At 41.7% G+C, this 23416-nt stretch carries 16 protein-coding genes, 1 tRNA gene and 3 pseudogenes; 6 read left to right on the top strand and 14 right to left on the bottom strand.

Annotation, left to right across the window (positions count from 1 at the left end; all coding sequences use genetic code 11):
- Nucleotides 1-20: 20 nt before the first annotated feature.
- The 5 genes and pseudogenes from VXP95_RS03975 to VXP95_RS03955 all read right to left on the bottom strand — a co-directional run bounded on the left by VXP95_RS03975 (nt 21) and on the right by VXP95_RS03955 (nt 5123).
- Nucleotides 21-1532 (bottom strand): alkaline phosphatase, encoded by a 1512-nt coding sequence (locus VXP95_RS03975; protein WP_049590879.1) that lies wholly within the window; start codon nt 1530-1532, stop codon nt 21-23.
- Between the two features lie 14 nt (nt 1533-1546).
- A complete protein-coding gene (locus tag VXP95_RS03970; RefSeq protein WP_416711476.1) occupies nt 1547-3163 on the bottom strand; it encodes an alkaline phosphatase in 1617 nt (538 codons plus the stop codon).
- Nucleotides 3164-3320: 157 nt separating this feature from the next.
- A pseudogene (locus VXP95_RS03965) lies at nt 3321-3515 on the bottom strand (IS982 family transposase); the annotation flags it as partial.
- A 77-nt stretch (nt 3516-3592) separates the two neighbouring features.
- Nucleotides 3593-4087 (bottom strand): annotated as a pseudogene (locus VXP95_RS03960) (transposase); the annotation flags it as partial.
- Nucleotides 4088-4214: 127 nt separating this feature from the next.
- Nucleotides 4215-5123 (bottom strand): YagK/YfjJ domain-containing protein, encoded by a 909-nt coding sequence (locus VXP95_RS03955; RefSeq protein ID WP_416711475.1) that lies wholly within the window; start codon nt 5121-5123, stop codon nt 4215-4217.
- 367 nt (nt 5124-5490) lie between these two features.
- Here VXP95_RS03955 and VXP95_RS03950 point away from each other — a divergent pair, with 367 nt between their 5' ends.
- Nucleotides 5491-6477, top strand: a complete 987-nt coding sequence (locus tag VXP95_RS03950) for a hypothetical protein (protein WP_416711473.1) — start codon at nt 5491-5493, stop codon at nt 6475-6477.
- Between the two features lie 15 nt (nt 6478-6492).
- Here VXP95_RS03950 and VXP95_RS03945 read toward each other — a convergent pair.
- Nucleotides 6493-6750: pseudogene (locus VXP95_RS03945) on the bottom strand (tyrosine-type recombinase/integrase); the annotation flags it as partial.
- A gap of 642 nt (nt 6751-7392) precedes the next feature.
- Here VXP95_RS03945 and VXP95_RS03940 point away from each other — a divergent pair.
- Entirely contained in the window at nt 7393-7620 is a 228-nt protein-coding gene (locus tag VXP95_RS03940; protein WP_004729215.1) for a hypothetical protein, read from the top strand.
- Between the two features lie 204 nt (nt 7621-7824).
- Nucleotides 7825-7900: transfer RNA gene (locus VXP95_RS03935), tRNA-Thr, on the top strand.
- Between the two features lie 80 nt (nt 7901-7980).
- Here the strand turns inward: VXP95_RS03935 and VXP95_RS03930 are convergent.
- From VXP95_RS03930 to VXP95_RS03905, 6 genes are all read right to left on the bottom strand, one after another.
- Nucleotides 7981-8832, bottom strand: coding sequence for an SAM-dependent methyltransferase (locus VXP95_RS03930; protein ID WP_191731065.1), 852 nt, complete (start codon nt 8830-8832; stop codon nt 7981-7983).
- Between the two features lie 3 nt (nt 8833-8835).
- A complete protein-coding gene (locus tag VXP95_RS03925; RefSeq protein WP_064102628.1) occupies nt 8836-10143 on the bottom strand; it encodes an FAD-dependent oxidoreductase in 1308 nt (435 codons plus the stop codon).
- A gap of 587 nt (nt 10144-10730) precedes the next feature.
- Entirely contained in the window at nt 10731-11294 is a 564-nt protein-coding gene (ahpC, locus tag VXP95_RS03920; RefSeq protein WP_416711471.1) for an alkyl hydroperoxide reductase subunit C, read from the bottom strand.
- A gap of 308 nt (nt 11295-11602) precedes the next feature.
- Nucleotides 11603-12190 (bottom strand): single-stranded DNA-binding protein, encoded by a 588-nt coding sequence (gene ssb / locus VXP95_RS03915; protein ID WP_416681405.1) that lies wholly within the window; start codon nt 12188-12190, stop codon nt 11603-11605.
- A gap of 51 nt (nt 12191-12241) precedes the next feature.
- Nucleotides 12242-13606, bottom strand: a complete 1365-nt coding sequence (locus VXP95_RS03910; protein ID WP_064095025.1) for an MFS transporter — start codon at nt 13604-13606, stop codon at nt 12242-12244.
- A gap of 153 nt (nt 13607-13759) precedes the next feature.
- Nucleotides 13760-14848: a DUF475 domain-containing protein gene (locus VXP95_RS03905; protein ID WP_416711470.1), complete on the bottom strand. Its 1089-nt coding sequence runs from the start codon at nt 14846-14848 to the stop codon at nt 13760-13762.
- A 222-nt stretch (nt 14849-15070) separates the two neighbouring features.
- Here VXP95_RS03905 and tenA point away from each other — a divergent pair, with 222 nt between their 5' ends.
- A complete protein-coding gene (gene tenA / locus VXP95_RS03900; RefSeq protein WP_144724791.1) occupies nt 15071-15739 on the top strand; it encodes a thiaminase II in 669 nt (222 codons plus the stop codon).
- A gap of 335 nt (nt 15740-16074) precedes the next feature.
- Complete coding sequence (gene uvrA / locus VXP95_RS03895; protein ID WP_416711469.1) at nt 16075-18906, top strand: excinuclease ABC subunit UvrA; 2832 nt, start codon at nt 16075-16077, stop codon at nt 18904-18906.
- Between the two features lie 153 nt (nt 18907-19059).
- Here the strand turns inward: uvrA and VXP95_RS03890 are convergent, their stop codons facing one another.
- Together VXP95_RS03890 and VXP95_RS03885 are read right to left on the bottom strand one after the other, a co-directional pair.
- A complete protein-coding gene (locus VXP95_RS03890) occupies nt 19060-19527 on the bottom strand; it encodes an HIT family protein (protein WP_064095029.1) in 468 nt (155 codons plus the stop codon).
- 128 nt (nt 19528-19655) lie between these two features.
- Nucleotides 19656-21362 carry a diguanylate cyclase gene (locus tag VXP95_RS03885; protein ID WP_416711467.1) on the bottom strand — a complete coding sequence of 569 codons (1707 nt, stop codon included), beginning with the start codon at nt 21360-21362 and terminating at the stop codon, nt 19656-19658.
- 1122 nt (nt 21363-22484) lie between these two features.
- Here VXP95_RS03885 and omp33-36 point away from each other — a divergent pair.
- Nucleotides 22485-23381 (top strand): porin Omp33-36, encoded by an 897-nt coding sequence (gene omp33-36 / locus VXP95_RS03880; RefSeq protein ID WP_064102623.1) that lies wholly within the window; start codon nt 22485-22487, stop codon nt 23379-23381.
- Nucleotides 23382-23416: the final 35 nt, after the last annotated feature.

The following is a 23416-nucleotide window of genomic DNA, read 5'->3' as shown; positions in this document are numbered from 1 at the left end:
CCGTATAAATCTTGTATCCATTAGAATCCAAACGCCTTTTTCAATTGCTCAAATACCCATGTATTTTCTTGTGTGCCTTTGAATAGATTTGAATTCTTTCCTTCAGCAAACAGCATCACATCTCCGCCGCCATGTGTTTCGCTTTTCGTCAGTTGTACCCCGACTTCTTGTTTATAGTCGTCAGCAAAGGCTTGCTCGTTGCTAATACTGTCACGAATATCTAAACGTTTACCCGTACCATTTCCAAAAACAAGCGTCGTTCCTGTTGCCCCATTTACATCGCGGTATGGATTATGTACTTGGCCATCAGCCAGCACTTTGCTGTAAGCATTTTGCTCTTTTGCAATATTATAGTCATAGCTCAGCCCCAAAATACCTGGATTAGTTTCCGTCGTTTGACCCGTTCGTGCGGCATAACCATTAAAGGTCATCACATGGTCATGGTCTGCCGTCACTACAATCAAGGTATTGCTCAAATCCACTTTATCCAGTGCAGTTTGAATTGCATCATTAAATGCCTTGGTTTCCTGCAATGCCCGTTTGGCATTATTGGCATGTAGCGCATGGTCAATACGCCCACCCTCAACCATCAAGAAATAGCCTTGTCCATGACTCTGTGCTTGCAGTGCATCAATCGCTTTACTGGTCATCGCCGCCAGACTCGGTTCAGTCTCTATATTCTTCTTGAGTCGGTCCAAATCAAAATTTAAATGCGACTGTGTGGAGAATACGCCGAAAATTTTCTGAGTATTGACCGTCTGTGCCAAATCACTTTGGCTTAAAACGGTTTGATAACCCTGCTGTTTAAACTCTGCCAATAAATCACGACCATCCAAGCGCCCTTTGGGGTTAGAGACTGCATCATAAGGCGTCCAATGATTTAAGCCGCCTCCCATAAGGACATTAATGCCATCCAATAAGTTTGGATTATAAGCTTTACCTTTTGGAACAGCTTGAAGCGCGATATCGTATTGCGCATCACGGTGACAGATATGTGCATAGGTTGCCGCAGGTGTGGCATGGGTGAGTTCGGTCGTCGTCACTACGCCAACCGCTTTACCCTGCTTTTTTGCCAGTTCTAAAATACTTAACGCAGGCATCCCTGCGACCATACTACTGCCCTGTTCTGGACAACGGTTGATGGCTTTCGCTAAGCTTTTGCCATTCGGCAATTTTCCTTCTTCAGGTTCGACCGCAACCGTTCCTGTTGTCATGGCAATCACTTCATTTTTATTTTTCTGCCCAGTCATATAGGCGCCCATAGAGGGAGCGCTATCTGTGGTTTGACCATCCTCAGAATAGGTTTTAATCCGTGCTGCGTGCTTCATGCGGTCCATGGCCAGTTTGCCATTTTCCCCCACAGCATAAATACGACTTGCCGTCACTGTGGTTGGTCCCATGCCATCGCCTAAAAAGAATATAACGCTTTTCGTCGGTGTAACTGTGGTGTCCGCAGCATACAAAGCACTTGAAGAAATCGACGCTGTAAGCAGAAGCATCATGTATGGGATGGTTTTTAAAGTATGTTTCATGTGATATCCCTCTGCTATAAGCCTGTGATCTTACGAATGAGGTGATTGACCTCAATATTTTCAAGGCTACCTGAGAACTGATCGGCTCCCTGACCAATCGCACCTAAAAACACATCTGCACCGCCATGCGTTTCTTTATCTTTATAGCCCGTTTGAATCACAGCTTCTTGTTGGAAATCATCCGCAGCAGTGCCCGTACACCAACCCGTTTCAGCCAAAGGATAGGTGAAACTATATTTTTCACCTTGTGGTGCCTTTGGCCCTTGTAAAGGATGACAGACATCAGTGTCTTTTAAGTTCAGTACCAAGTCATCCATACGGTTTTGAGTGGGGCGTTTTTTGCCCGTACCAAAACCGATAATCGGATAAGGTTGACCATGAATATCTTGAGCAAAGCCCGCTTGATCATAGTTTTTTACCAATCCAAGCACACTGGTTTCCTTACCTTCGACGTATTTTCCTGTACGCTTGGCATAACCATTTAAAACCAAGGTGTGATCATGGTCGGCTGTGATTACAATCAGTGTATTTTTAAGTTCAGGATCACTTTGTTTAAGCTTTTGAATGGTTGCTTCTAAAGCATCATTTAAGGCAATCGTGTCTTGTAAAGCACGTTTGGCATTGGTGTCATGCAGCGCATGATCTATACGCCCGCCCTCCACCATCAGGAAAAAACCTTTTTTATTTTGCGTCAGGATGTCTAAAGCAGACAGCGTCATTTGCTTGAGACTCGGCTCTGCCAAGTTTTTCTTGGTGCGATCCAAGTCGTAATTTAAATGGCTGTGATTAAATAAACCCAATAATTTTTCATTTTTCGCCAGTTGCACTTGGGACAGTTGGTTTTCATCAAAAACCACGCGGTAGCCTGCCTTTTGCATCTCGGTAATTAGATTGCGCCCATCAGTACGTTCTCCACCTGCATCTTTAGGCAAAAATTGACGCTTACCTCCACCTAAAACCACATCGACTCCATCTTTGAGTTTGAGGTTATAGCGTTGATAATCATCGCCTTTTGAGCTCGGGACCAACTGTGATGCAATGTCATTTTCAGCATCACGGTGGCATATATGCGCATAAGTCGATGCTGGTGTGGCATGCGTGATCCGCGTTGTGGTCACAACCCCTGTCCCCCAGCCCTTTGCTTTGGCTAATTCAAGTAAAGTCTGTGTGTTTTGCTTATTTTTGTTTTGTGGGTTACTAACGCACTGGTTATTCCCTACTGAGTCAGGTTCAACCGCAATCGTCCCTGTCTGCATCGAGATCACCTCGTTTTTCATCTTCACACCGGTCATGTACGCGCCCATCGAAGGTGCGCTGTCCGTGACTTGCGCATCTTCAGAAAAGGTACGAACAAAAGCAGACTCAGGCAGCCGATCAATCGCCAACTGACCATCTTCACCAACAGCATAAATACGTGAAGCGGTAAGCGTGGTGATGCCCATACCATCACCCAAAAAAAAGACCACACGTTTCGGTTGTTGGACTTTTTCTTGTTGGAGCCGTTGCTCTGTATTGGCTTGTTGATTTCGCGTTATCGTAGTAGTTTGACAAGCGGTAAGCAATAAAGCGCTGAAACTTATACATACCACGCTGATTGTTTTTAATTGGAATTTTTCAAGAGAACCGAGCATGGCATCAACCCATCTAAAGATGGCTGAACCATACGCCGCAGATATTTAAATAAGATGACATTTAACTACTTTTTCATTTACTTGCTAAAAATAACCCGAAACCTATTTAAGCCAAGGATTCCATTACTCGAATGTTTAGCTTATTTTGATAACATCATTAGTAAGCATATAAAGATGCATAAATTCCAGCTAAGTACACTTCAATGCTTCTCGCTTTACTGAGGACTAAATTATATTACCCTTTTAATGAGCTGAATAAAGTCTCTATTTTATTACGATGCTTTAAATGATATTCATCATATATGGAGATTAAAACAGATTTCATATTCTTTCTGTTATATGCAATTAAATCAGTGCTTTATAATTTTATCTGCTTGGATGATAATCCTCCCATAAATAACTCAGCGGACGCTTACGATCCCGCGTACTGCGACGATAACCATAGATGCCATAACTGGCCTCATAAGAAGAATGGATGAGCTGTAATAACCGCTTATCTTCAATCGTCCTGCCTGATTCGGGTTCATGCAACCAGGCATAGTAACCAGCACGAGCGATCTTAAGGACCCGACACATCGTTTTAATCTTAAATTGATGGCTGTATTCCAGGATAAACTGATACTTCACTCGGGCAGGCTTGCAAAGTGGCGTGAAAGCAGTGCTTTCACTTTAAGATATCCCGTTCCTCTTCAGTCTATTTAAGCTGACTTTTAAGACGTAGGATTTCTTTCTTTGCTTCGCGTAGTTCATTAGTTCATGTTCATCAGAGTTGTTACGTAAAGGCTGTACCGCCTTTAGCCATTTATAAATGCTGTGCTGTGATACACCTAAACGCTATGCTACATCAGTGACAGAATATCCACGTTCATTAATCAATTTAACAACTTCATCTTTAAATTCTGGAGTATATCGTTGCCCACTCACAATATTCTCTCCTATGCAAAAAGAATAGACTAAATTTGTCTAGGAGAGTAGTGACAGTCCATATCTAACTAAAAGGTATCTATAAAATCGGTGGCTATTTACCTGCTGTATCTGAGATTATTTTCATTTAGCGTCTATCATACTGCACTCTTAACTGACCTTTACCAAATACTCTTCGTCCTTTTGGCTTAACGCGTAAGTATTGAGGAGTACGTTTGTGATGATCAGCAATATATTCCATTGCTCTAATAAAATTTTCCACTTGGGTTGAGTCGCGACGATAAATCAAACCGATCCCTAGCCCATCTCTACTTCTAAGCTCCTTTACGCGTTCGCGGTTCCAACAATTATAGCCTTGACCATAATCTCTAGTAATCTCCTTCCAAAGCGCGATAATTTTATTTCCCCAATATGCTGCACTTCCATCACGATAGGCACTATTATAGATAATTGCTAAATGGCAATGAAAACCTTTACTTCTACCTCCTTGTTCTATTCCCCATGCAAATCCAATCACATGCTTAAATATGCCATCTTTATTCTGGATACGATTAAGCAGTACATCCAAATCATTATAAATATCATCAACTCTGATTCGACTAGAATATTTTTGCAAATAACCCAAATCCACACGTATCACTAATACCCGACTATATTTATCAATAATCGATTCACAGTATTTCCTTAACTCTCCTTTATTTTCATCTTTTTGCTTTTCAATAGTCTTATAACCTTTTTCAACAACATCAGACATATCTAAAAACCATGTTCTCATCTCTCTATATCCAATTATCTTTAGCTCATCCATAAGACCGAAATAATCACAGTCTATTCTCTGTAAGTCATATATCAAGATAACAAAGAACTGGAGATAACCTGTGTATTCCTCATCAGGGTCATATATATCATCAAAGTCTAATAACAGATTAGTAAGCTGTGAATAGAATCCATCCCATTTTGTACGTTCTCTTTTTAAGCGTTTTAAAAAGTTCTCAATCTCAAGTGTAAGTTTTGCCTGATTAATTGAATCTCTCATGTTTAAACCTATGTGTGTAATAGTTACATAAGAGATAGGGAATTCAGTATATGTTTACATTTACTTCTCAATAGAGTGTTAGCTAATAAAAGATAGTATAAATAACCAATGCCCTAGAGAATCTAAATTTCTCCTGTAGTACAGCATCCCCTCCCCACATTAAGAATCTTTCCTCCCTGTTTTACGTCTATGTTCATATAGATACTTATCTTAAAAAAGCTAGAGTTAAGGTAATACTTGGTAATTACTAATTGAAAATGGCTGTAAGCTACTATGTCCATAGATCCATCAGAATTTTAGTATTGAAAAATACTCATTTAAATACTATTGTAAATACTACCAACAATACTACGGATAATTAATCAAAATGAGCTTAACTTCTAAGGATCCTCATATCAGTAAAGAGCTTTTGATTAACAAACTTTTAAGAAGCTTTAAAGAGCATGAGTACGTATGGGTGGCTTGGAATGTGGCTAGCAACCTGAATTGTACCCCTAGATATTTGTTAGATTTTTTTAATAAGAACTCTTCTTTTGATGAGCTTAGAAGTTATATCAAAATTACTTTATCTAATCTTGAAGAAGCTAATTTAAATAATTTTATTAATACTTTATGGGAGAAAAAGAAGGAATACCTTTTAGACCTAGATATTAATTCACTTCCAAATGATAATAGACTGTACTGGTTCTTAATTAATAGATTTTTAGACGACTACAATATATTATTATATACTAAAGAAAAAGCATATAAGCAACTCAATGTCGCTAAAGAAAATAACTTGATTAACAATTATAAATTTCAAAAGAGAACAAACTTTCCAAAATCAAAAAAATACATTAATAACCCTAAAGTATTTATTTTAGCTCTCATTTACTTAAGCCCCAATATAGCAAATAAGCCACACCAGAGAAATATAGACTTAGAAAAATATATTATTGAATTTCAGGAAATCAAAAAAGAAAAAGTCAATTTAAATAGATATATTAATAATAAAGAATTCATAAATTGGAGTAAATCATATATTGATAAGCACTTCAAATATGATATTTTTCCTAAGTTTCAATTTGAACAAGAAAAATCAAATCAAGAGTATATTCATGCATACTTTGATGATCTATATATTAATAATAAAGAAAAATACATTAATGATTTAAACAAACTTAAAAAATCATGGCAGCAAAATGTTTTTAGATCAAAAAATAAGGATAATCTTAAAAAGAAATTCCACTTACCTTTAAGAAAAAATACAAAAGTTCGATTGAAAGAATTAGCAGCAATTGACAATATTTCTGAATCAGAACTTCTAGAAAAATTGATTAATAGGGAGTATGAAGAATATAGAGACTATAAGTAACTAGAAAGAAGAGGCTCAATACTGAACCATCCATCCTTCTACCTGCTCCCCATACCACTCCATGATCCTTACGCGCTCGTCCCAGTACTGTGCTCGGTTATAGGCCGAGCGAATCCTATTCTGAGGTACATGAGCAAGCTGGCGTTCAATTGCATCTGGATTAAAAAGATTCGATTCATTTACTACGATAGTACTGAACAAAGATCTAAAACCATGTGTGGTTATTCGTCCCGCATAGCCTGAACGTTCAATTACTACCAAAATCGATTCAGTGTGAATAAAATAATTCAGATATAGCAACTGGTTGTTATTTGTTCATTTAATAATAACCATCAGATGACATAACAGCACCCTTATATAGTTGGGGGTATAAATGTGGGTATAATTAAAAATATATATTTTTATTTAATTATATTTCATTTACTTATAAAACAAATATGACTCCCTCTCTCAGCCAAAATTTTAAAAAACCGAATCCCATGATTCGGTTTTTTTGTATTCAATTTTTCTATTATTCTTGTATTAATCAAAAACTTATCTGCTCTTGCATCACATATAGCTATAACTCATCCTAGCCAACTTATTGAAATAACAAATATTTTTTCTCCTAAAAGCCTACAGTGAATCAGCATTTAAAATGAAATGATGGTCTTGGAATCTTCATCCCCCTCCGCTACAAAATATAATGAACCGTACAGTTTCTATACCTTATCCATTTCAGCCTGTTATTTATGTATTCAGGCAAATAACTGGCACAGAAATAGCTTAATTTCATTGTCATCAAAGCTATGTTATGTTGCTGGTAAATCAACTAAAAGGAGAATAAAAACCACAGGATAGAAAGAAATCAATAAGTGAACCGAGCCATTCAAAGTTAAAGTTAAAAATAGATACACTGCTATTCGGAGAGTGAACATGAATAACAGCGCAAACTATGCAAAACAGATTAAAAATGCAAAACGTGGCGGTTATACCCCAACCCTTGCCAAGGACATCAATAAACATAAAATTCAAAAAGCCTTAAGACTCATCGAACAGTGGAGAAGCCTCGCTCAAGAACTCAAACCTCAAATGCAGTTTGATATGGCCTTTACTTTAGAGGAATGTGCACAAGAATTAGATCGCATCCTGAAAAACAGATAACCCTTTTAACGAACTCATATCCATAGCAAATCCTATAATTTCACCCTCGCCCATATTTTGATATATGGGCAATTTCCTTACACATGCCCAAACACAGAACTTTTCAATCATCAGATTGAAATAAGCAAATTCTGCCGAAACTGATTAAACGGTTATTTTTTGGCTTGCGTGGCTATCAAAAATCTGTAAAATGCACTCCACCATGCCGGCATAGCTCAGTTGGTAGAGCAACTGACTTGTAATCAGTAGGTCCACAGTTCGAATCCGTGTGCCGGCACCATATCTTAGCCTCGCTTTTTAGTGAGGCTTTGATGTTTCTGGACCTGGGGTTTTTATAAGTAAGTGGGGGTCTGCAGCGCTTTATTCATTCTTCGATTGTGCCGTCACTTGCACATATCTAACGATCCCTTCCTGATATAATTTCTGGCACAGTTTTGCTGTCATCTGAATCTTAAATTGATCCAGTTTCGAGCCTTGAGCCTGAGCATCTGATGACTTTGAATTCAAAGTCTGTTGCACATAATCAGCAAAGCCGGAAAATACCGGTTCGGACAGATCCTGAATCTCAATATTTTTAAATTTAAAACGATCCAGACAGGCATATAACGCACCTACTGTCATTAAATCTTTTAAATTCACATCGGCAGATTTCAATAAGAACTGATACTTACGTCGTTGTAATGCATTTAAAGTTTCCCAGCGCTCGGACAAAACCAGATGATGGAAACCAATCCGCGCATTTGAATTTAAAACACTGCGGACCTGCTCTAAGAATACAGGCACAGGACTGTGATAGGCTGCATCCAGGCATAACACCACATCAAAACGCTGGGAAAATGGCAATTCTTTTAAACGCAAAAATGACGCCTGATAAATGGCATTCAGTTCTGGTAAATATTGCTGAATATTGGCTACACAGGCAGCTTGCAGCTCAACCCCGGCCAGATATTGCACCTGATAGTGTTGTTGCCAGTACAGCAAACTGGCACCCTGACCGCAGCCTAAATCCAGCAGTTTATCTTTTGAATTTAAATTTACAGATTGTGCAAGGTGATCGGCGAGCATTCGACAGGCAGCCACATACTCCTGCTGACCTGCTTGCCAATACCCCAAATTGCTCCAAGCCAATTGGGCGTGATCGCCCAACGTAGCGGCATCAATCGCATACTTGTGCTGGGGAAGACGCTGACGAATTGCCTGAAGCCATTGCATGGATTAATAACCCAGTTGCGGTGCAACCTCGACCACAGGTTTTAAACCTTGAAATGGTAAAGGTGCACCAAAAATTTCCGCAATTTTCATCGCTGAGGTCACCGCCGACTCCAGAATCGGTAAACCATCACATGACCATGAGCCACAGAAGAAGACCTTACGATTGGCTTCCAGATGACGTTGCTGCAATTCTTTATTCAGTGCCACCGTATTAGCATCAACAACTGCACGCGTCAGCATTACCGATTTGATCACTTTCTTCGGATCAATGTCAGTCACTGGACGCCAGGTCTGAAATACGGCCGATTTGCCAACCAGAGAAGGCTCAATCGAGTTGAGCCACACGGTAAATTGCTGACGGGTAAATTTACGGTCCATCATATAACTGAGTACGGCCCAGTCTTTACGTTTTGGCGGCATCACGCTGGCATCGGTATGAATCACCAGTTCGCCCTGTTCGAATTTGAATTTCTTCAATAACTCAATTTCACTGGCAAACTGTTCTGCATCCAGGAACTCCTCAATTTTGGTGGTCGGGGTCGCGACAATCACCCGGTCAAACAGTTTTGAATAACCGGCTGCATTTTCCACTCTGACCTGATCGCCTTGCTCTTGTACCAATGTGATCGCTGAACCGTCTTCAATCTGAATGCCTTCAATCAGCTTGTCGACCAGCGCCGGTGTACCGCCTTGCAGACGCAGTAACGCATCACCATCGGTTAATTGACGCAGGAAAATCAACAAGGGTTTAGCTGGCCATTCACCAATAGTTTTCGGATTACAAGTACAGATGGTATATAGCACCGGCATCACCGCACCATGCCAAAATACTTCTTCAATCTCGTTGCGGTTGATAAATTCTGCCAGGCTGATGTCCTGATTTTTTGATTTAAAGAATTTAGTCAATGCAACTTTTAACTGCAACAGGCCTTTGACCAAACGCCAGCCATACTGCTGCAAGCCTTTACGGTTGTTGATAATCGGGATATTGCCAATACGGCTGCGCGATGTGGTCAGCCAAGTTTCAGTTTTATCTTCAAATAACCAGCTGCAGGCCATATAAGTCCGCACCGGATAAGTTTTAATGCCTAGATGTGTGGCCAAGCTCAGGGTGTTTTTCCACAGATAGGGGTTCATCACACGTAAAGGTGCATCAATCAGCCCCCCTTCAAATTCAAGGCTATGACTGTCCATGCCGCGACCAGGAAGTGCTTCGAAAATCGTGATGTGATGCCCTGCATCTTGGAGCATTCTGGCTGTAGCCAGTCCGGCCATGCCACTACCTATTACTGCAATATCCAAACTGATCATCCGTCATTGAAAAACTACAGAAATTATGTACCATGCGCCAGTCAAACAGGTTATTAAAATCTTCCAGAATATATGTTTTTCGTAAAGGCCTTTTTGTTCAATTTCACCTTGCTTTTTATCCATTTCTTGCATTAGTTAAAATTCCATCAAATCTAGGATTTTACTCATATTTTTGCCTAATTAAATAAAAATACACTTTAAAAACAACTAATTTAGTTAACCATTTTTATAACCTTTGGTTGACAAATACTTTTAGAATACCTATGATTCGCAGCATAATAAAAGCTTAAACTTATCTGCTTAGACTCAGATGGGTTTATGCGAAATTATTTAAAACGACAAGAAACTACAGCGCCTTTTAAATTAAAGCCTCTGCGAAAGCAGAGGCTTCTTTGTTTTCATACTTTATAAATCACGTGGCGTGGTATTGGACTCACTTGATTAACCGGAATAAGTAACTTGAAAGGCAGATAGTCAAATTCTACCTTTCTTGATTTATCTTCAAATGAGGCGCAAATAGCTGAATTAAGAATTAAAAAATCCAGCAACTTGTGCTGGATCTTTTGCTGCAAAAAAGTAGGTATGAATTAGATTTTACCCACCAGGTCGATGGATGGTGCAAGTGTTGCTTCACCTTCTTTCCATTTTGCCGGACAAACTTCACCTGGGTGTGCATAGACATATTGTGCTGCTTTCACTTTACGCAGAAGTTCTTGTGCATCACGGCCGATACCACCCGCATTGATTTCAACAATCTGGATTTTACCTTCTGGATCAATCACGAAAGTACCACGATCTGCCAGACCTTCAGCCTCAATCAATACTTCAAAGTTTTTAGACAATGTCCAGGTCGGATCCCCGATCATTGGATATTGGATCTTTTGGATTTCCTCTGAGGTATCGTGCCAAGCCTTATGAGTAAAATGGGTGTCGGTAGAAACAGAATAAATTTCTACGCCCATTTTCTGGAATTCGGCATATTGATCAGCTAAATCTGCAAGTTCTGTTGGACAAACAAAGGTAAAATCTGCAGGATAGAAAAACACCACTGACCATTTACCTTTCAGGTCCTGCTCAGAAACTTCGATGAACTGACCATTGTGATAAGCAGTTGTATTGAACGGTTTGATTTCAGTATTGATTAAACTCATGAGATGTTTCCTCTCGCTTATTTCTGGGATTGCTTATGTTGTGAAGCTAGAATACGAAAAATCTTCAAATAGGTAAAACCGTAAGTTTTTATAAAAATGATCGCTTTTTTAGATCATAAATTTCTATCGGTATTGCTTATCTCATTTATTTTCTCGATGCAGAGTTGTTCTGATCAAAAGCAACGTCATGCTTTAAGACTTCTTAATATTTTAATAAATCAGTGCTTTATTCAAACTTAATACAAATATTCAAGACATAAAAAACCCACCATATTCAGGTGGGTTTTAATGATGATTTACCTTCTGATCTAGAACGGTAGGTCATCATCTAGATCTGCTGCAGGCGCTGCTGTTGGAGCAGGTGCAGATTTCGGCGCAAAACCACTCGGATTATTGTTGCCATAGCCACCGCCTTGATTATTGTTGTTAAAGCCACCTTGCTGTGGCGTTGAACCATAACCAGATTGCGGGTTATTACCATAACCACCCTGGTTGTTGTTCGCCTGATTATTATTAAACCGTGGCTGATTAAAGCTGCTCTCACCCTGATCGTTTTGAGGGCGGCTAGAGTCTAGCATCTGCATTTGTTCACCACGGATTTCCGTCGTATAGCGTTCCTGACCATTCTGGTCAGTCCACTGACGGGTACGTAATGAACCTTCAATATACACTTTTGAGCCTTTGCGAAGATATTGCTGTGCAATTTCACCTAAACGGTTATGCAGCACGATACGGTGCCATTCCGTTTGTTCTTTGCGCTCACCCGTACTTTTATCTGTCCACGAATCGCTGGTTGCAATCGAAAATTGAGTGAGAGAACCACCATTTGCAAAAGTTTTGGTTTCCGGATCTTTACCCAAAGTACCCACTAAAATAACTTTATTTACACCACGCATCTGCCGTCTACTTCCTATATATTTCTGTATTTTACTTTATAAGAGTTATGATTAAATGGCTACCTCTTTACCTAACAAGTGCGTTAATTGTTGTCGCGAAGCATCATCTATTTGCTGTTTATCGACTTTTACATAGGCAACTTGCTGTTCAGACATCACCACGACCTCTTCAATACCACGAATCGCCAAAAGCTGAGAAGTCCATTCGTCAGTTTGTCTGCTTTCCGGCAATCGCAGTACCAATGAGGACAGATAACGCGGCTGAGCCAGACCAAAACTCATCAGCAGCCAGATTATCGCGATCCCTGTCAGGATACTCCAGCCCATTGAGGTATTATTGAGCAGCAGCAATTGTCCGCCAATCATACCGCCAAAGAACGCCCCTAAAAACTGGCTGCTGGCATTCACGCCCATTGCCGTCGCTTTGGACTGGATCGGTGCCGCTTTCGATAACCAGGATGGTAACAGGGCTTCCATCACATTAAAGGCGATGAAGAACAGGCCCAGACCGGTCAGCAAGACATATTTGGATTCAAAACCAAATGCCATCACCATTAAACCCAGAATAATGCCAGTAATGGCGACCAGAAAAATCGCGCGCATTTTATGGTATTTTTCTGCCAGGATAATACTTGGAAAAGCAAAAAACAGACTGAGCACCAATAGCGGTAAATATACCCAGCCATGACTGGCTAGTGGCAAATCTGCAAATTCGATCAGCTGCGAAGGCACATAGATAAACATGGCGGTAAGCAATAAATGCAGGGTAAAGACCGATACATGCAGCCGGTTCAGATCACCGATTTTGAGTACCTGTTTCAACTGTGCCAGATAGCCCTGCTGAAAGTTTTGATGATGGCGCGTGACTTTAGGCACCATCAGCAGCATGGCAATCGCTGCCAGGCCCATCACCGTAGTCACCCAGAATAATCCCGAGATGCCGACCAGACCTGTGAGCCAAGGCCCCAGACTAAAGGCCACCACAAAAGACAGACCGATACTCATCCCCATGATTGCCATGGCTTTCATACGGTTTTCTTCACGGGTCACATCTGCCAGCAATGCCATCACCACAGCAGATACTGCCCCGCCTCCAGCAATCGCACGGCCGATAATGACACCATAAATGGTGTCCGACATGGCGGCAATTGCCCCACCTAATGCAAATAAAAGCAGCCCTAAAACCACCAGCGGCTTACGGCTATAACGGTCCGCAATCAGGCTGAATGGAATCTGTAACAGTGCCTGGGTCAGACCATAGACCCCGACCGCCAAACCGATCAGTGCAGGTGTCGCATATTGATATGCCTGCCCTGCCACCGAAAATACCGGGATAATCATAAACAACCCCAGCATGCGCAGTGCAAAAATACTGCTCAGGGCAAAGGTTGAACGACGTTCTAAAGCATTCATCATAAATTATGGCGATTGGGTTAATTAATCTGGAGCCCAGATTATAGGACATTCAGCTCATTAATAAGACAAGAATTTTAGTTGAAATAAAGATGATGCCGATCTAAAAATAAAAAAGCGCGGCCGGAGCCACGCTTTTCAGTCAAGAGCAACATTTTATTTGTCTAAAGCTGCCTGACGTTTTTTATACTGGATCGAGGCAATCACAGCCCAGACAATAAAGGCCACACCGATCAGACCGGTCACGACTTCTGGCACATGCACGCCAGTCCCGCTGGCGATCATGATAAAGGCCAAGGCACCAATCGCATAATGTGCGCCATGTTCCAGATAGATATAAGCATCCAGTGTACCTTTTTCGACCAGATAAATGGTCATGGAACGCACGAAGATCGCACCAATCGCCAGACCCAGCATGATAATCACCACATCCGAGGTAATCGCAAAGGCGCCAATCACGCCATCAAAACTGAAGGAAGCATCCAGAACTTCGAGGTAGAGAAAGCCACCGATACCGGCTTTTACCACGCCAGTAGGCACGCCATTTTCGTCATGACGAACTGCATTGCCATTTTCATCGACTTCCGGCTCACCACCCAATAGATGGCTCAGGACCTGTACCCCGATGTAGATCACAATACCCCAGATCCCCGCCATCGTCACGACCAGACGCTTGGCCTCTACCACATTGGCCGCCATAATCAGCAGCGCCACCAGGGCGATAAAGACCGACATCGCCGGAACACTGGCCAGGTTGGATAAACGGCGTTCTACTCGTCTGAACCAGTGGGTATCCTTTTCTTCATCCAGGAAGAAATTCAGGAATACCATCAACAGGAAGGCACCACCAAATGCCGCAATTTCAGGATGATGCGCCATCAAACGCGCTGAATATTCTTTTGGATCATTCAGGGCCAGCTGGACTACTTCCATAAAGCCCATGTCTGCGGTTACCGCGACGATGGCCACCGGGAAGATTAGACGCATCCCGAAAACGGCAATTAAAATTCCGACCGTCAGGAAGAGCATTTTCCAGAAATGATCCCAGCCGCGAAGGACAGATGCATTGACAACCGCGTTATCAAAAGATAACGACACTTCCATAATCGCCAGAATAGCGGTGATGGTCAGTGCTGTGAACATGGTTTGCAGGCCCGCTTCCGGACCGTGGGTATAACCCCAATAAGCAGACAAACCAAGACACACAATCGAAAATGCAATTGAGAAACCAAAATGTTTCAACATACATATCGACCTTAGATAAATTTCATTGAATGTATTTCTTTAATTACAGGGAAATACTAAAACCAGAAGTTGTCTCAATTATGAAACTTTTGTCATCTAAACCAAAGCACTTCCTGAGCCATATTTGAGTATTTTCTGCTTTTCCAGGTTGTTGATCTTTTAAACAGGGCGTTCTTTGCTATAGTGCTGCATGCTTAGACCTCAACTGCTCAGGATTTTAGTATGAGTTTCTCTCAAGATGTATGGCAACGTAATCTCGAACTTTATCAGAAGACATTGGCGTTGCCTTTTAACCAGCAGCTGGCACAGGGCACCTTAAGCCGTGACGCCTTTAGCCATTATGTGATTCAGGATGCGCATTATCTGCTGGCCTATGGTCGTGCGCTGGCAGTCTGTGCAGCCAAAGCTTTTGAGGCAGATGACGTTATCCAGTTTAGTGAAGCAGCTAAAATTGCAATTGTGGTAGAACGCAGCCTGCATGATGGCTTTATGCAGGATTTTGGTATTAGCAAGGCGCAATTTGAGCAGACACCGTTGACGCTGGCATGCCATCATTATACTTCTTATTTGCAGGCGACGGCTTGGGCCGAAAGTTATCCGGTGGTATTGGCTTCGTTGCTGCCGTGTTTCTGGATTTATGCAGAAGTCGGCAAGGATATTGTCGACAATGCTGCAGCAAATAATCCTTATCAGGCCTGGATTGATACCTATGCCGGGGAAGATTTCCATACCGCCGTGCGTAATGTGATTGCAACCGTGGATCGGGTGGCAGCGCGTGTCGATGCCGATACACTAGAAAAAATGCATACAGCTTATACCCATGCAGCGCGCCTGGAATGGCTATTCTGGGACAGTGCTTATGAACAACGCCAGTGGCCTGGTCTGGATTAATTTAAGCTGAATTTAGCCCTGTTCAATACAGGGCTTTTTTTCTAAAAAATTTTAAATAATGCAAAATAGTTTTAATATTCATCTTGATTGATACTCTGCACTTCCATGCACTCAACCTTTTGCAGACGTCGAATCCATATTTAAACGTCTTGATAAAAAGGTTGGCCAGAATTTCAATGGAAAAATACATCATCCGTTTCTAAATAGTTGCTTTTATACTGATCTTTTGACCAATCACCGACATAACTTGACGTTTAAAATACTTTTATTTGCACTTGAACATTTTTCATCCGGTATCATATAAGAGTTTTTGATGAATATTCTAGGATTCTTGCATGAGCCAAAGCCACATCCGTATTCGAGGCGCACGTACCCATAACCTGAAAAATGTGAACCTTGATATACCACGCGACAAGTTTGTGGTGATTACGGGACTGTCTGGTTCAGGTAAGTCCTCATTGGCCTTCGATACCTTATATGCCGAAGGTCAGCGCCGTTATGTCGAGTCGCTGTCAGCCTATGCCCGCCAGTTCCTCTCCCAAATGGAAAAACCGGAAGTCGATTCGATCGAAGGCTTAAGCCCAGCGATTGCGATCGAGCAGAAATCTACCAGTCATAACCCGCGTTCGACTGTAGGCACTATTACCGAAATTTATGACTATTTACGTCTACTCTATGCACGGGTCGGAACGCCTTATTGTCCGGAACATGACCTGCCAATGGTGGCACAAACAGTCACTGAAATGGTCGATGCAGTCAAAGCACTGGAAGAAGGCACTGCTCTGTTATTGTTAGCACCGGTCGTGCGCGAACGTAAGGGCGAATATACAGCGCTGTTTGAACAGCTACAAAGTCAGGGTTTTGTCCGCGCCCGTGTGGATGGCGAGATCATGGAAATTGATCCACCACCTGAGCTGGATAAAAAGAAAAAACATACCATTGAAGTGGTGGTCGACCGCTTTAAAGTACGTGATGATCTGGGTAACCGTATTGCCGAAAGTTTTGAAACCGCGCTACGTCTCGGTGGCGATATCGCGATTTTATCTTGGATGAAAGGCGAACATAACGATCGCGTGTTTTCAGCCAAGCATTCCTGCCCGCAATGTGACCGTGCTGTGGCTGAACTGGAACCACGCCTGTTTTCATTCAACAATCCCTTTGGTGCCTGTCCGGTCTGTGACGGTCTGGGGACCCGCAGCCATTTCAGTGCCGACAAACTGATTCCCAACCCTGAGATTAGCGTCAGTCAGGGAGCCATTCGTGGTTGGGACCGTCAGCGTCCATATTATTACAGCATGATCCAGAAAGTCGCCGAGCATTTCGGTTTTTCTCTAGAAACGCCGTGGAATGAACTGGATGCCGATACCAAGAAAAAATTTCTGTACGGCACCGGCAAAGAAAAAATTGATTTGAGTTATATCGATGAACGTGGCCGTCGCCATAATCGGGTCATTCCCTTTGAAGGAATTTTGCCGCATCTGGAACGCCGTTATCGTGAAACCGAAAGTAATTATGTGCGTGATGATCTGGCACAGTATCTGTCCAATGCCGCCTGCGATGCCTGTGATGGTTCACGCCTGAATGAAATTTCACGCAATGTGAAAATTCTGGACAAGACCATTGCCGACGTTACCCGCATGTCGATTGGCGATGCTGAAAGCTATTATCAAGGCATTCATCTGGAAGGTGCACGGGGTGAAATTGCCGACAAGATTTTCAAGGAAATCCGTGAACGTCTGCACTTTCTGGTTTCGGTGGGCCTGAACTATCTCAGCCTGTCGCGTTCTGCGGAAACTTTATCTGGTGGTGAAGCGCAGCGGATTCGTCTGGCCTCACAGATCGGTGCCGGTTTGATGGGCGTCATGTATGTGCTGGATGAACCGTCGATTGGTTTGCATCAGCGTGATAACGACCGTCTGTTACAAACCCTGATCCGTCTGCGTGATCTGGGCAATACCGTCTTGGTGGTCGAGCATGATGAAGATGCGATTCGTGCCGCTGACCATATTATTGATATTGGTCCAGGTGCCGGCGTACATGGCGGGCATGTGATTGCCGAAGGGACTTATGATGAAATTCTGGCGAATCCTGACTCGCTGACCGGAAAATATTTATCCGGCAAATTAAAAATCGAAGTGCCGAAAAAACGGATTCAACCGCCTAAGCCTGAGGAACAGATCAAGCTGATGGGGGCATCCGGACATAACCTGAAAAAAGTCGATCTGACCATTCCTTTAGGTATTATGACCTGTGTTACCGGGGTGTCCGGTTCGGGTAAATCTACCCTGATCAACCGCACCTTGTTACCTTTGGCGGCAACCCAGCTCAATGGTGCCACTACTTTAACTTCGGAAAAGTTTGAATCGATTGATGGTTTGCAATTCCTCGACAAAGTTGTGGATATTGACCAGAGTCCGATTGGACGAACCCCACGTTCCAATCCAGCGACTTATACCGGTCTATTTACCCCGATTCGTGAACTATTTTCACAGACACAGGAAGCCAAGGCACGCGGTTATGCCGCCGGTCGTTTCTCGTTTAACGTAAAAGGCGGTCGCTGTGAAGCCTGTGAAGGTGACGGTATGATCAAGGTGGCAATGCACTTCCTGCCGGATATGTATGTGCCATGTGATGCCTGTCATGGCAAGCGTTATAACCGTGAAACGCTGGAAGTGAACTATAAGGGCAAGAACATTTCCGATGTACTGGAAATGACCGTTGAAGATGCTATGCATTTCTTCGATGCCATTCCGGTGATTCACCGTCGTCTGGAAACGCTGAATCAGGTGGGTCTGGGTTATATCCGTCTGGGTCAGTCTGCTACCACTCTTTCTGGTGGTGAAGCACAGCGGGTCAAGCTGGCACGCGAGCTGGCCAAACGTGATACTGGTAAAACCCTGTATATTCTGGATGAACCGACCACGGGTCTGCATTTTCATGATATTGCCAAACTACTGGATATCCTGCATCAGCTCCGTGACAAGGGTAATACCATCGTGGTGATTGAGCATAATCTGGACGTAATTAAAACCGCCGACTGGGTGGTGGATTTGGGACCTGAAGGCGGTTCGGGTGGCGGTATGATTGTCGCGGAAGGAACGCCTGAAGAAGTAGTGAAAGTCAAAGCTTCACATACAGGTAAATTCTTGAAGCCGTTGTTGAAGTGATTTAGTTTTTTAAATCCTCCCCAACCCTCCTTTGAAAAAGGAGGGATTTTTCTTCTTTATCTGACGTCATATAGGACTTAGGGCTAGGGAGATTTTTTATTCAGGTAATAAGTATGCTAAAACGGTGATTCGTTCACCGTTTTTTATCTTTCACTAGACTATTGAACGAATTGCTTTAGCCAATTGCGCCAGTTCTTGATCATCTGCTCTTTGCGCATCATGCGATGAAATATATCCTTCATAGGCATCGAAATATTTATCGATTGACGAATTCACAGGTTGCCAATTCTTATGCAGGCCTTGAGTCTGATGCATCGGAAATAACTTGGCATGCACATGATCAACACCAAAACCTTCAAATACCATGCCGGTTCGACCCACATCTTCAAAATAATGATCCAGCCTTAATGCCACCTGTTTGGTGTAGAGAACCAGATTTGCCAGAACCTGATTGCTCAGTTCAAATGCATAACTAGAATAATGCTGTTTTGGAATAACAACTGTTACGCCCAGGGTATTTGGATAAATACTGAGGAAAGCCAAAAAATCCTCATTTTCATCGATCAGATGACAAGGTAATTCACCTTTCACAATCTGACAGAAGATACAATTTTCACTCATTTTAAACCTTTCTGAATTTTATAATTTTCAATCATTTAAATGGACGATACTTATTCTATTTTTATCATTACCAAATCTAAGGATGATTGCTTTCAAAACATTAATTTTAAATATTCTATTCAGTGTATTTAAACCTCAGCCACCGCATTGCGTCCTTTGGCCTTTGCCGCAAACAAAGCATCATCTGCATTTGACAATAAAGCTATCCAAGAGCCAGCACCAATCGCTACGCCAATACTGACCGAAACCTTAATCTCATCTCCTGTTGCAGTCACAATATGACGCTCAGCCACTTCAGCACGGATTTTATCAGCCACAATCAGTGCCTGCTGCATCTGGATATTTTCAATCAGTACCAGAAACTCATCACCCCCATAACGCACTAGCAAATCTGTAGCACGGACATTGGCTTTTAAACGCTCGGCCACCAGCTGAATGACCTGATCACCAATAATATGTCCATATTGATCATTTACCTGTTTAAAATGATCAATATCAATAATCATCAGACAGGTTTGGCTCAATTGACCCGGCTGATTTTCCAGAAAGCGGATATATTCTTCCAGGGCAAAACGGTTGGATAATCCGGTCAAAGAATCGGAGTGGGCAATATTCTTTAAACGAAATTCCAGGGCATCGCGTTCCTGCAACATCTGCTGCAATTTCTGAATGGCTGCAAATAGAGAATCCGAATGGCTCGTGTCACGCAGCGGCATATCAATTTTTTGACGACCCGAATTTTTAGATAAATTCAACAGCAGGCGACGCGCCTGAATCAGCGGCAGAAAAACCTGTTTGCGTGCAAAGACCATGGTAGAAATAGCGGTCAGCAATGAAATCAACGACAACAATATGCTCCAGGTCAAACGCTGCATATTGCTGTTCATTTCCCGGATCGCTGCATCTCTACTGTATTGCAGCAGGTAATTTTGCAGATCCACCACGGTCGCAAATTTGTCTACGATCGCTTCAGTCAGCTGGGTTCCGCTTAAATGGTAATCACGTTGCTCCAGACTATCATCGATCAGCTCGCTGACGATCGGTAAACCTTGCTGAATAAACTCGGTTTCTACCCGCCGATGCAAACGGATGAATTCCTCGGTCTTATCTTGAGCAGGTTGAAGGGTATCAATTAATGACCACAGATAACGCACCTGATGCTGGGTCTGTAAAGAGCGGGTAATATTTTCTGTCGGGAGCGGGGTGTCAAATGTCACATGCGCCATGACAGACGAGGCAACCCGCCCCGCCTGATCGCGCAAATCAGATAAAAATAGAATCTGGCTAATATAGTTCTTTAGATGAGTTGATGAGCTATCTGAAGTCATTGCCACACCCCGCAAAAGTTCGCGGCAACTTTCCCAGGCAGCGAACATCGCCAGAATTGCCTGATCCATTTCCTGTGCATTACGTTGCTGACGTGGCATCCGGGTATAAGCATCAACCTGTGCACATCCTTTTTTCAGACTGATTTCAAGCTGTGAAAGTTGCTGATTCAGATCGTTAAAACCGACTTTTGCCAATACTTCAGTCGTCAGGGACAATTGCTGGTCTACCTGCTGCCGATAGCGGATTAACTCTTGCTGATGCTTGGCAAATTCTTGCACCGAACTGGACATGGCTTTATTGGCAGGTGCGCGCTCACGCGAAATTTTATTTGCCAGATCAGCGACCTGTTGCAAGGCATTAAGTTGTTGATAAGTTTGTCTGGATTTTAAATAGCTTTGACTGCTACTGACGATCAAGGGAATACAGATGCAGAGTAAGCACAAAATAATAATCGACATCGACCCGTATAAACGTTTACTGATCCACTCAGAGCGTAATGTATTCATGCTGTTGTATTACGCCCCAATATTACAAACAAATCCAAATAGAATGTTTATTATACAAATAAAAACAGATTTTCTTAAAGTCTTTAGTCTTAGTTAGCTTATGTTTTTCATAATTTTTTTAATCTAAACTTCTTAAAATCTGTACTATTGCTCCTTTCAGACGATACAGCAGAGTTTTATATCTACAGCCCCACATAAACGCATATCAAAATAAGAAAATATTTATAGTTAAAAAAATATAAAAACTTGCTTTCTGCACTATTTACACATGCAACAAAGAGGTGCATAATGCACCGCATTAGGGCGAGTTAAATTATTCCTCAGCAGATATTTTAGTTTACCCGCAAATTTTGGCGAAAAAACCCCAGTTTTCTATGAAAATTGGGGTTTTTTTTAACTATTAAGTTTTTTCATTCTATTTTTACTTTTCAAATTGCACCATTTTAGTGCCATCCAATTCTTAATATATCTGCTTTTGTCTTGAGTGTTTTAACTCAGGAATCGAGGATCGTTAAAATTAAAAATTCGGGGCAAAAAAAAGCCCAACCTTGGGGAAAGCTGGGCCGATAAAACAAAAAATTGTGGAGAATCAGGCTAAATCACCCTGAAAGTGTGAACTCTAACTTGATTTTTATATTATGTAAAATTCTCTTAAAAAAGTAAAGCCGATTGCTTCGCTCAAGATTATAAAACATTCTTATTTGGCTTAAAAAATAGGCATCCACCATGCCATCCGACCTATTTAGGCTAAAAAATAATCAACCCAATCAAAGATTTGATGAGCTGAATAGTTTAAGTTTGTTGACATATTTATGGAAAATTCCACCTCCCATTAATTGATTTTACCAATCTAAATTTTAAATTTAATTGAATTAAGAAATAAAAATATCAACATAATTTCTCCTTAATTTTAGAACTTGATTTTAATTTTAAAGTTTACCTTTTGTTATAAAAGAATTTTTTCTACAAAGAGGAGATTCATCAAAAACATGAAATTTACACAAAAATAATACAATTATTTAGCTTAAAAAAATAGCTATCGCAGACCAGATTGACTTAATAAATTGTTACAATACAATATGTTCCAAGCTGTACACATCTTGTAACAAAACGGTAAATATCATGAAAAAACTCGGTTTAGCCACTGCTTTATTATTAGCCATGACCGGTGCTCAAGCATATCAATTCGAAGTTCAAGGTCAGTCAGAGTTCATCGACAATACTGTAAATGACAAAGATTTCACTGGTGCTGTTCAAGGTACTTACTACTTTAAAAATGTTGATGCGACTAAAGGTCCTTTAGCTGAAGCTGCTTTCCTTAATCAGGCATCAAACGTTTCTGCTGCTTATACATATGGCGAATACGATGTAGACGCTGATGCCAAAGACCAGACTTCTCATACTTTTGGTGTGAAAGGTGAAGCTTACATCCCGACTCAAGTTGTTCCTGCTTATGCAAGTGCATCTTATAGCCATACCATTACTGATGGTAAAGGTGGTCAAGCGGATGACAATGGCGACCGTTATGCATTAGAAGTAGGTGTATTACCGATTCCTAATTTCTTGGTTGCTGTTGGTTATACCAGCGTCGCAGACCAAACGTCTTATGACGCGTTCAACATGTTTAATAACGGTGTTATTAAAGCAGGCTTAGAGTCTCAAACAATCAATGGAGACCAAGATGCAATCACTGCCCGTACTAAATACGTAGGCGCGATTGACGGAACCAACATGTCAGTTGGTTTTGAAAGCGGTCTGGTTTATGGCGAAGACACTGCCTACAACTTAGGTACAACTCTTTTCCTTAACCCGCAGTTAAGCGTAGGTGCTTCTTATATGGAATCTAGCTTTACGGGTTCTCCAGACAAAGCATGGGGCGCGAACGTTAACTACTTCATCACCCCTGCTGTTGCAGTTGGCGCATCTTATGTAAATGCTAACTATGAAGCGAATCTTGCAAAAACTGCTCAAGTTCGTGATACACAGACGATCGGTGTAAATGCGAAATTCCGTTTCTAATTTCTGATTAGATGCTGAAAATAAAAAAGGACGCG

Source organism: Acinetobacter sp. 226, from assembly GCF_048147925.1.
GTDB lineage: Bacteria > Pseudomonadota > Gammaproteobacteria > Pseudomonadales > Moraxellaceae > Acinetobacter > Acinetobacter pecorum.
This window is presented reverse-complemented; position numbering and strand designations above follow the sequence as displayed.

Bases quoted from the DNA above. Each gene is read 5' to 3' on its own strand.
- VXP95_RS03890 (WP_064095029.1), bottom strand. From the start codon at position 19,527: ATGAGTGAAAATTGTATCTTCTGTCAGATTGTGAAAGGTGAATTACCT.
- VXP95_RS03930 (WP_191731065.1), bottom strand. From the start codon at position 8,832: ATGCAATGGCTTCAGGCAATTCGTCAGCGTCTTCCCCAGCACAAGTAT.
- ahpC (WP_416711471.1), bottom strand. From the start codon at position 11,294: ATGAGTTTAATCAATACTGAAATCAAACCGTTCAATACAACTGCTTAT.
- VXP95_RS03910 (WP_064095025.1), bottom strand. From the start codon at position 13,606: ATGATGAATGCTTTAGAACGTCGTTCAACCTTTGCCCTGAGCAGTATT.
- VXP95_RS03885 (WP_416711467.1), bottom strand. From the start codon at position 21,362: ATGAATACATTACGCTCTGAGTGGATCAGTAAACGTTTATACGGGTCG.
- VXP95_RS03970 (WP_416711476.1), bottom strand. From the start codon at position 3,163: ATGCTCGGTTCTCTTGAAAAATTCCAATTAAAAACAATCAGCGTGGTA.
- VXP95_RS03940 (WP_004729215.1), top strand. From the start codon at position 7,393: ATGAATAACAGCGCAAACTATGCAAAACAGATTAAAAATGCAAAACGT.
- ssb (WP_416681405.1), bottom strand. From the start codon at position 12,190: ATGCGTGGTGTAAATAAAGTTATTTTAGTGGGTACTTTGGGTAAAGAT.
- omp33-36 (WP_064102623.1), top strand. From the start codon at position 22,485: ATGAAAAAACTCGGTTTAGCCACTGCTTTATTATTAGCCATGACCGGT.
- VXP95_RS03975 (WP_049590879.1), bottom strand. From the start codon at position 1,532: ATGAAACATACTTTAAAAACCATCCCATACATGATGCTTCTGCTTACA.
- VXP95_RS03950 (WP_416711473.1), top strand. From the start codon at position 5,491: ATGAGCTTAACTTCTAAGGATCCTCATATCAGTAAAGAGCTTTTGATT.
- tenA (WP_144724791.1), top strand. From the start codon at position 15,071: ATGAGTTTCTCTCAAGATGTATGGCAACGTAATCTCGAACTTTATCAG.
- VXP95_RS03955 (WP_416711475.1), bottom strand. From the start codon at position 5,123: ATGAGAGATTCAATTAATCAGGCAAAACTTACACTTGAGATTGAGAAC.
- VXP95_RS03925 (WP_064102628.1), bottom strand. From the start codon at position 10,143: ATGATCAGTTTGGATATTGCAGTAATAGGTAGTGGCATGGCCGGACTG.
- uvrA (WP_416711469.1), top strand. From the start codon at position 16,075: ATGAGCCAAAGCCACATCCGTATTCGAGGCGCACGTACCCATAACCTG.
- VXP95_RS03905 (WP_416711470.1), bottom strand. From the start codon at position 14,848: ATGTTGAAACATTTTGGTTTCTCAATTGCATTTTCGATTGTGTGTCTT.